The organism is Desulfurococcus sp. (genome assembly GCA_026626905.1).
Taxonomy (GTDB): domain Archaea; phylum Thermoproteota; class Thermoprotei_A; order Sulfolobales; family Desulfurococcaceae; genus Desulfurococcus.
Genome location: JAPNUX010000008.1, coordinates 181,187 through 189,743, shown reverse-complemented (window position 1 = coordinate 189,743; position 8,557 = coordinate 181,187). Strand labels below are relative to the sequence as shown.

General features: G+C 45.6%; 10 protein-coding genes and 1 pseudogene. 2 read left to right on the top strand and 9 right to left on the bottom strand.

Going from position 1 to position 8,557, the window contains the following annotated elements; genetic code table 11:
* Positions 1-65 precede the first annotated feature (65 nt).
* The 4 genes from OWQ48_07080 to glpK all read right to left on the bottom strand — a co-directional run bounded on the left by OWQ48_07080 (position 66) and on the right by glpK (position 4,815).
* Positions 66-416, bottom strand: a complete 351-nt coding sequence (locus OWQ48_07080; GenBank protein MCY0868959.1) for a DUF1667 domain-containing protein — start codon at positions 414-416, stop codon at positions 66-68.
* A 5-nt stretch (positions 417-421) separates the two neighbouring features.
* Entirely contained in the window at positions 422-1,672 is a 1,251-nt protein-coding gene (locus tag OWQ48_07075) for an FAD-dependent oxidoreductase (GenBank protein MCY0868958.1), read from the bottom strand.
* Positions 1,669-3,153: an NAD(P)/FAD-dependent oxidoreductase gene (locus OWQ48_07070; GenBank protein ID MCY0868957.1), complete on the bottom strand. Its 1,485-nt coding sequence runs from the start codon at positions 3,151-3,153 to the stop codon at positions 1,669-1,671. Before OWQ48_07070 ends, OWQ48_07075 begins: the two co-directional genes overlap by 4 nt.
* A 90-nt stretch (positions 3,154-3,243) precedes the next feature.
* Complete coding sequence (gene glpK, locus OWQ48_07065) at positions 3,244-4,815, bottom strand: glycerol kinase GlpK (protein MCY0868956.1); 1,572 nt, start codon at positions 4,813-4,815, stop codon at positions 3,244-3,246.
* Between the two features lie 192 nt (positions 4,816-5,007).
* Here glpK and OWQ48_07060 point away from each other — a divergent pair.
* Together OWQ48_07060 and OWQ48_07055 are read left to right on the top strand one after the other, a co-directional pair.
* Positions 5,008-5,694: pseudogene (locus OWQ48_07060) on the top strand (aquaporin family protein).
* A gap of 168 nt (positions 5,695-5,862) precedes the next feature.
* Complete coding sequence (locus OWQ48_07055) at positions 5,863-6,702, top strand: lysophospholipase (protein MCY0868955.1); 840 nt, start codon at positions 5,863-5,865, stop codon at positions 6,700-6,702.
* 246 nt (positions 6,703-6,948) lie between these two features.
* Here the strand turns inward: OWQ48_07055 and OWQ48_07050 are convergent, their stop codons facing one another.
* The 5 genes from OWQ48_07050 to OWQ48_07030 all read right to left on the bottom strand — a co-directional run bounded on the left by OWQ48_07050 (position 6,949) and on the right by OWQ48_07030 (position 8,469).
* On the bottom strand, positions 6,949-7,221 hold the full coding sequence (locus OWQ48_07050; GenBank protein ID MCY0868954.1) for a transcriptional regulator: 273 nt from the start codon (positions 7,219-7,221) through the stop codon (positions 6,949-6,951).
* Between the two features lie 71 nt (positions 7,222-7,292).
* Entirely contained in the window at positions 7,293-7,499 is a 207-nt protein-coding gene (locus OWQ48_07045) for a 30S ribosomal protein S27e (protein MCY0868953.1), read from the bottom strand.
* Positions 7,499-7,786, bottom strand: a complete 288-nt coding sequence (locus OWQ48_07040; GenBank protein ID MCY0868952.1) for a 50S ribosomal protein L44e — start codon at positions 7,784-7,786, stop codon at positions 7,499-7,501. Before OWQ48_07040 ends, OWQ48_07045 begins: the two co-directional genes overlap by 1 nt.
* 37 nt (positions 7,787-7,823) lie before the next feature.
* Positions 7,824-8,117, bottom strand: coding sequence for a MoaD/ThiS family protein (locus tag OWQ48_07035; GenBank protein MCY0868951.1), 294 nt, complete (start codon positions 8,115-8,117; stop codon positions 7,824-7,826).
* The gene (locus tag OWQ48_07030) at positions 8,101-8,469 is read right to left on the bottom strand and encodes a GNAT family N-acetyltransferase (GenBank protein ID MCY0868950.1); all 369 of its coding nucleotides are present in this window, start codon (positions 8,467-8,469) and stop codon (positions 8,101-8,103) included. Before OWQ48_07030 ends, OWQ48_07035 begins: the two co-directional genes overlap by 17 nt.
* Between the last annotated feature and the right edge of the window lie 88 nt (positions 8,470-8,557).

Here is an 8,557-nt window from a genome sequence, read left to right as displayed (position 1 = left end):
GTCCAGCTAGAGAAATAGTTGAGTATAATTCACAGATATTGTATTGGTGAGTAAAGAGCTCACCTCTATATTTTTTCAACTCGTCTCGTAGCAACTAGGTCAGCTCCACATATATCACGGACTACTACTTCACCTATCTCTACTGGAGCCTCAAGCTCGATGTTGAGAGTAGCTTTTATTACATCTTCAATGCACTCTTTGGGCACAGGTTTACTTGTTTTAACCGGGACTACTGGAGTATTTCCGCCTCGGACTTTGATAACTGTCATGACTACTCTTCGTGGCTGGATTACCTCCTGCCTACCATACTCTATGCCTCTCGGACATCTAGCCCCCTCTACACGTATTTCTCCATTATCTAATATTGTTACAGCGAGAGAGCAGCTTACCGGGCAGACAGTGCAGACAATCTCCATGGTCTTCAAGCTTTCTCCACCTCTAATGTTAACTCCCTGCTAGTAGTCTTCGATAAGAGTCTTCTGGGTATCCATAGTCTAAGCATTTCAGCTGGCCTGACTTTAGGAAGCTTAATGAAGTACCCTATTTCTGGTATTGATACCCGTACATCATCCCCAGGTTTTGAAACCCTCGCGTATACTACTACATCTCTCTCCCCGCTAACGTAATGTGGCACAATGAACCTGATGTTTCTTCCCCTATTGAACTTCTTCCAGGAGATTGATGGCAATCCATCCCTTTCCACAAAGAGTTTCGCCCCCTCGGCGGCCAGCTCACCTTGCTCTACAACATAGTCGACTAGGTCATTTACAACTAGCGCGTTACCTGCTGTAAATATCCCTGGTATACTTGTCTCAAGGAATTCATTGACTACCGGGCCACCAGTTGCCGGGTCTATTACGACACCAATTCTCTCAAGTAGTCTAACTTCTGGTACTAGTCCAGCTGCAACTATGACAGTGTCACATTCAAGCTCGAATGATTCTTGTCCAGCTCCCTCCCCGCTTACTTTAACTATCTTTACCTTCTCTACGCGGTCCCTTCCCATTATTCTTTCGACAGTATAACCCAAGCGTAGTGGCACGTTAAAGTCTACTACGCATTGAATAATGTTTCTCATTAATCCTCCAGGATGCAAGCTCCTTCCTAGAACAGCTTTAACTTTGGCTCCCTCGAGAACTAGTCTTCTAGCTACAATAAGGCCTACATCACCCGACCCTATTATTACCGCTTCTTTTCCAGGTATAACACCGTATACATCCATTAATGCTTGGGCTTCACCTGCAGTATAGACTCCCGAGCCTGGTCTATCACCGGCTACGCCTATTTCGAATACTTGTCTCTCTCTAGCACCTGTCGCGTAGATGATGGCCTTGGCTTTAAACTTCAAGACTCCACTCCTTGATACCACATTCACGATCTTCTCGTTATACGCGGGAACCTCTATTGAATGAACATAAGCTCTCGTGAAGACATCTACCTTAGACTCCTCTAGTTTCTTGAGTAGCCTGTCGATGAATTCTGTCCCAGTTAAATCCTCTTTGAAGTAGTGTACTCCGAACCCGGGGTGAATGCATTGGAATGGGATGCCACCTAGTATATCTCTATTTTCTATTAAAGCTGTTCTTAAGCCTAGCTGTGAGGCTTTAATGGCTGCTGCTATCCCGGCTGGCCCTCCACCTATTACTACTACATCATGCTGCAGGATCTTCAAGCCTGAACCCCCTCCTTTAACAGCATTTTAATATCTCCTAGACCATAGCTTCCCCGTTTCACTATAACTTCGTGGATCCCGATGCCCTCGTGTTCAGCGATGAGTTTAGCTATTCTCAACCGGCAGAAGGATCCCTGGCATCTACCAGTCATAGCTCCTGTTCTAAATTTCACCCCATCAAGGGTTACTCTAGCTCCAATAGCCTTTATTCTCTCTACGGCTTCAATAACCTCAGCTTTTGAAACCATCTTACAGTTACAGAGTACTTCACCGTAATCCGAGTTTACTTTGATTAACTCATCTATTTCTTCAAGCGTTTTCTCGCGTAGCCTTGTAATCCCCTTTCTGTAGGGTTTCCAGTTGCTCTTCGGTTCTAGGTTGACTTCAAAGGTCTTCGATATTAAGTCTCTGACATAGTATGCTATAGCTGGTGCAGCTGTAAGCCCAGGCGATCTTATCCCAGCAACATTTACGAACCCCCAGGGTTCCTCGTATGCTTTTATTAGCCATTGACCCCCGGGGGATTCAGGTCTTAAACCAGCATAAGTTCTAATGGCTTGCGCCCTCGGGGGGACTTCTCTCAGGAGCCTGCCAGCTTCTTTGAGGACAAACTCTATGCCTTCTGGTGTTGTAGACGTATCCTCCTTGGATTCGTATGGTAGGTCTACTGCAGACGGCCCTATTAACAGCTCGCCTCCAACTGTTGTAATAGCGTATACTCCCTTTGTTATCTTTGTGGGGGTTGTATGGAGGATTCTGGTTGGTTTAACTGGAGTGTCTTCATCAAATATCACGTACTCGCCTTTCCTAGGCTTGATCTTGAAGTCTAATTCAACACCTGCTGAATGAGAGATTTTATCCGCGTAGATGCCTGCAGCATTAACCACTATATCAGCTTCTATGAAACCCCGGTTTGTCTCGACACCCTCTACACTACCATTCTTGACTACGACGCGATTTACTTCTGTATGTACTAGAATTCTCCCATTGTTCTCCACGAGGTTCTCGGCTAGAGCGATCACAGCTTCAGGAGGCGATATTAAACCAGCGGATGGAGCATACACGGCTCCAATAGCTGAAGGACTCACTGAGGGCTCAAGCCTTCTTAACTCGTCTCCGTAGAGTACTCTTACACCAGGCACATTGTTACTCTTAGCGAGGTCAACATACCTTAACGCTTCTTTCTCTTCATCACTATTCGTGAAAACCATGAGTTCCCCAGGCCATTTAGAGGGGATATCTAGTTCTTCAACCCACTTCCTCCAGAGCTTATTGCCTTCAACACATAGCTTAGCTCTTAGAGGGTGTAGGTCGGGGTCTTCTTCATGGCCTGGGTGAATAATAGACGTGTTGGCTTTACTAGCCCCCCATCCAACATCAGGTTCTCTCTCGACGACAATAATATCTAATCCATTATACATGCTTAGAACTCTCGCGATCGATAAGCCTATAACTCCTGCTCCAATCACAAGAACTCTCAAGCTTCCAACCCCTCCAGCAGTAAGGCTTCAATACCTCATAACGCATTGAGGGAGAAAAGGGAAAAATAGTTTTTCATATTTAGAGTTCTGCTAGTACCCGTAAGCCCATGGTACTTCTTTAGCCCAGCCGAGCGCTCTTTTAACAGCAGCCCTCCATCCACTATACAACTTCTCCCGTGTCTCCTTATCCATTTGAGGCGTGAAGGTCTTCTCAGCCTTCCAATACTTGCGTAGCTCGTCAATACCCTTCCAGAAGTCTACAGCAAGGCCAGCAAGATATGCAGCTCCAAGCGATGTAGTCTCGTAGACTAATGGTCTAACAACCTTAATGTTCAGTATATCCGCCTGGAACTGGAGGAGAATATTGCTCTTCGAGGCCCCTCCATCAGCTTTTAATACCTCTATCTTCAAGCCTGTATCCGACACCATGGCTTCAATTACATCTCTTGTAAGATAGGCTATAGATTCTATTACTGCTCGAGCTATATGTTTTCTCTCAGTGCCACGTGTTATACCTATTATGAGGCCTCTAGCATACTGATCCCAGTATGGAGCACCTAGCCCTACAAACGCTGGAACGAAGTATACTCCTCCCGTATCCTTTGCCGACTCAGCTAGAGGATCTACCTCGGGTGAGACCTCTATGAGCTTCAATCCATCCCTCAGCCACTGTATGGCTGCACCGGTAATGAAGATGCTTCCTTCAAGAGCGTAGAAAGCTTCACCCGGCTTCAAGCTATAGTATACTGTTGTGAGTAATCCATGCTTCGATAAACGCGGCTCTTTACCAATGTTCATTAATATGAAGTTTCCTGTCCCGTAAGTACATTTCACGTCGCCTTGCTCGAATCCTACCTGACCGAAGAGAGCTGCCTGCTGATCCCCGGCTGCTCCTGTCACAGGTATTGAGTGGCCATTGAATAATTCACTGCTTACATCCGGGCCTGTATACCCGTAGAATTCTCTATCACTAGAGGGGCGTGGAAGCGGGAGAAGGGATCTCGGAATTCTCCCCTGTATCTCGAGTAGCTCGTCATCCCATTCAAGCTTATGAATGTTGAATAACATGGTTCTCGACGCATTCGAGTAGTCTGTGACATGCGCTCCTTTTCTCTCAGGTGTTAAGACGTCGCGAGACCCCCTTGTCAGATTCCATATAATCCATGTGTCTATGGTTCCAGCTATCGCTTGGCCTCCCTCGGCTTTCTCCCTTAGGTTTGGAACGTTCTCGAGGAGCCACCATATCTTCACGCTAGAGAAGTAGCTGTCAGGTACAAGCCCTGTCTTAGACTTTATTGTATCCATGTATGTGCTCCTTAAGTGGTCGACTTCTCTAGCTGTTCTTCTATCCTGCCAGACGATAGCGTTGTGAAGAGGTTGACCGGTCTCTGGGTCCCATACTACCACTGTCTCCCTCTGATTGGTGATACCGATAGCCTGGATCTCCTTGGGGTTCACCCTACTACTCTTAATTACCTCGCTAACGACAGCCTTAGTGTTAATCCATATCTCTAGTGGATCATGCTCAACCCAGCCGGGCTTCGGGTATATCTGCCTATGCTCCTTGTACGCCATGCTTACAGGTAAACCTTCCCTATTGAAGAGGATAGCTCTAGTACCAGTAGTACCTTGATCTATTGCGAGAATGTATTCCCCACTCATAGACAACCCTGCTATAATATTGTGTCTGCCATCCTTTATAAATTTTATATTAGTTATGTATCTATATGTATCTATGTAGCCTTTGTATGATTGTAATATTTTATTCCACGCTAACTGATTCGTACATATAGTAAAGTATATAAGGATCGGCATACAAGTAACAGGTATGAAATGTAAGGTGGAATAAATATGCTGTCACCATACATAGCGGAACTCATTGGCACTATGATACTCATAATATTAGGTGATGGCGTGGTAGCCGAAGTTCTACTCAAGAAGTCTAAAGGCGAAGGCGGAGGATGGATCGTTATTACCACAGGGTGGGGTTTGGCTGTAGCTATAGCTGTCTACGCTGTTGGAAGGATAAGTGGTGCACATATAAACCCTGCTGTAACGATAGCTCTAGCTACGATAGGTAGATTCCCGTGGGATCAAGTCCCAGGGTACATAGCAGCCCAGATGATTGGTGCATTCCTGGGAGCGGTAATTGTATGGCTTCACTACCTACCCCACTGGGCGGTCACAGAGGATAAGAACCTCAAGCTCGCGGTTTTTAGCACTATACCAGCAATACGGAATTATGCAACTAACCTGCTCTCAGAGATCATCGGTACCTTCGTGCTAGTATTCGGAGTACTTGCCATCGGGGCAAGCGTATCTAACCCTGATATTGCACCGCTACTCGTAGGATTCCTTGTCTGGGGTATAGGCCTCTCTCTTGGCGGCCCCACAGGCTACGCTATAAACCCAGCTCGTGATCTAGGCCCCCGCATAGCCCACGCTATTCTTCCTATACCAGGAAAAAGAGATTCCGATTGGGGATATGCCTGGATTCCTGTTGTTGGCCCTATTATAGGAGGAATACTAGGAGCGGTATTCTTCGTAAGCATTTTCGGTTAATTTTTAGCACCCCCCACCTTACCATTTGTTTTTCTAGTATATCATATCTAGGAGCATGCATCCCGTATACAAGGTTGAAGAACAAGCTGTATGTTGAATTTAAATAATTGATGATTCACTTAAGTAATAGTGATGGTGTTACCCACCGTGTATAAAGAGGGGTTTGCGAGCCTCTCCTCGGGGTTGAAGGCTTTCTACAGAGCGTGGATACCTGAGGAAGTAGTGAGAGGTGTTGTTATTGGTGTGCACGGTTTTGCTGAGCATAGCGGTAGATACAGTCATGTAGGTGAAGCCTTCGCCAAGCACGGCTATGCATTCTACATGCATGATTTAAGAGGTCACGGGAGGACTGCCCAGGGTAGCGATGCCGGCTACATAGATAGGTTCAGCGAGTTTCTAGACGACTTAGACTCGTTCATAGACTACGTTTCCCTGGATTCAGGCTCCAGTAATCTAGCGCTACTGGGTCATAGCATGGGAGGACTAATAGTACTCCACTACCTCGCCGAGAAGAAGGAGAAGCGTGTTAAAGCCGCAGTGGTTACTGGTGCAGCCACGCTAATCGAATACCCGGTTCTCCAGAGAACACTACTCTCTCTTGTAGCTTTCTTCAAGCCTAAAGCTAGAGTAGACCTTCCAATAAAACCAGAACTGTTATCAAGTGATACAAGTGTCGGCGAGAAATACATGTCAGATAACCTAGTCTTGAAGAAGCCTTCACTGAGATTAATCTACGAGCTCTACAAGGCTTCAAAAAGCATATGGAGGAAGATTGGGGAGATAGAAACACCCATATTAGTGATACATGGAGGCGACGACAAGATAATTCCTCCACAGGGAAGCATTAAACTCTACAGAGAGCTACGAGTTAAAGATAAAGAGTTAAAAGTATACGAGGGAATGCGTCACGAGGTACTCAATGAGCATGATTGGATGAGTGTAGTCGAGTATATAGTCAAATGGCTTAATGCTCACATGGCTTTATAAAAAGTACTAAATCCATCAAATACAGTAATGGTGTAGAAGAGGAGGGTACTTTAAATCGAGATACACGGGTAGAAGTGTAAGCTAAACTATTAGTTCCGAGAGCAACCCGGCGAGATGTGTAACTTGACAGTAGCCTTATGAAGAAGACAGCAGGTTTTCTATAGGAGGAATAGAAGGCTTTGAAAAGTAGTTTAAAATCAACTTGATCTATCTTGTAGCCTCTTAAACACGCTGGACTCTTCTGGTTTAAGTTGACTGGCTGGTGGATTCTTCTTGAAGCTTCTTTAACTCTGCTTCAATCTCTTTCTCTATCTCCTCGATGGGCTTTGGTGGTGGTGTTGTAGCCAGCGTGTACCCTATCCACCCTAGTATCCCGAAGACTCCTGCAACAGCTATTATCAGGGTTATCTGGACGAGTAGCCATGAGTACTCAGTGAAGAATAATATGTATGCGTAGACTAATATCACTATAATTGATGCTACTAGAAGACCTACTCCGACAAGCTGATCCCTACTCAAAGCCTTAACCCCCAGTAGCTTGCATACTCTGTTTAATTAATGTGGAACTATTTAAAATCTTTACGGGGATGCTAGCCTAGCTCTGAAACTATTTCAGCTCTATCTCTGAGTATTCTAGCTTTCCCTCCAGTAGGCTCTACGAGCTGTGTACCGCAGACTTTACATCTAGCCGGGAAGGTTGCATGACTGAACACTATGTTCTCGGCTCCGCAGACCTTGCATACCACCTTGTAGAACCGGCTTCTTGGTGCAGGTATTAGTATCCGTCTCTTCCTCACTACTTACCCACCTCAACTAGCTCAGCTTTCTTAAGTCTCAATCCCTTTCTGTGAATTATGTAGCCGCACTTCTGGCACTTCAGCTTCAAGACTGTCTTCTTAGTTACCTTTGCAAACCTCTTCTGCTCCGGCTTCCTCTTCGAGCCGTATCCTTTCTTCTTTCTAGAGTAGCGTCTCTCTCCTTCAGCCAGGCTCCTCCTCTTTCCATGCTTATATATTGTGACGCTGTGCTCTGTGTGAGTCCTGCACCTAGGGCAGTAGGTCACTATTACTTTAGGTATCCTCAAGTTAAGCCACCTGTGAGCAGTCAACTATACCCTGTATTCATGTCACGCCATTTAAAAATATTCCTCCAGAGACAGAGGGTATTAAGACTACTTCATCCATATCTCTGAGAATGCTCTCTAAGCCATTAGCCGGGGTCTTCGAGTTGTGCAGCACGATTATCTCAGATCTCCCTTCTAGTATACCTTCAATGTACCTGGCGAGACCACTATGCTTTCCACCTAGCATGGAGAGCAGGCTTCTTATACTGCACTCTCCATCTACTTCCACTATTTCCTCGCTGATACCGGTTTTATCCTTCAGCCATAGCATGTACTTAACTCTTACCTTCACTCTCTTTTTCCCTCGCTAAAGCCTCTTCGAAAAGCTTTCTCCACTCCTCAGTGCTTAAAGCCTTATATTTATCTAAGAGCACGTCTCTAGCACCGGGGTTCTTCATGAAGTAGTATACAGCGTAGCTGCATATTGGTTCAACCAGCCACTTATTCTCTCTCGCTAATCTTAGAGCATACTCCATGAGTCTAGCTGCAATCCCCTTGCCCCTATACTGTGGTGGCGTGTAGGTTGAAATAAGCTTCATGACGCCGCCTTCTACACTGTACTTTATGTAAGCTTTACTACCATCGGGTAGCCTCGCGTATATGACAGTTGAGGTGTGAGATATTGGGTATTCTGGCGACTCCACGTAGACCACCAGGTTAGGTGATCCTAACTACACCTAATTAATTTACTTCGAAGAGAGCACTCTACATAGCATGCTGAAACTATTTTAC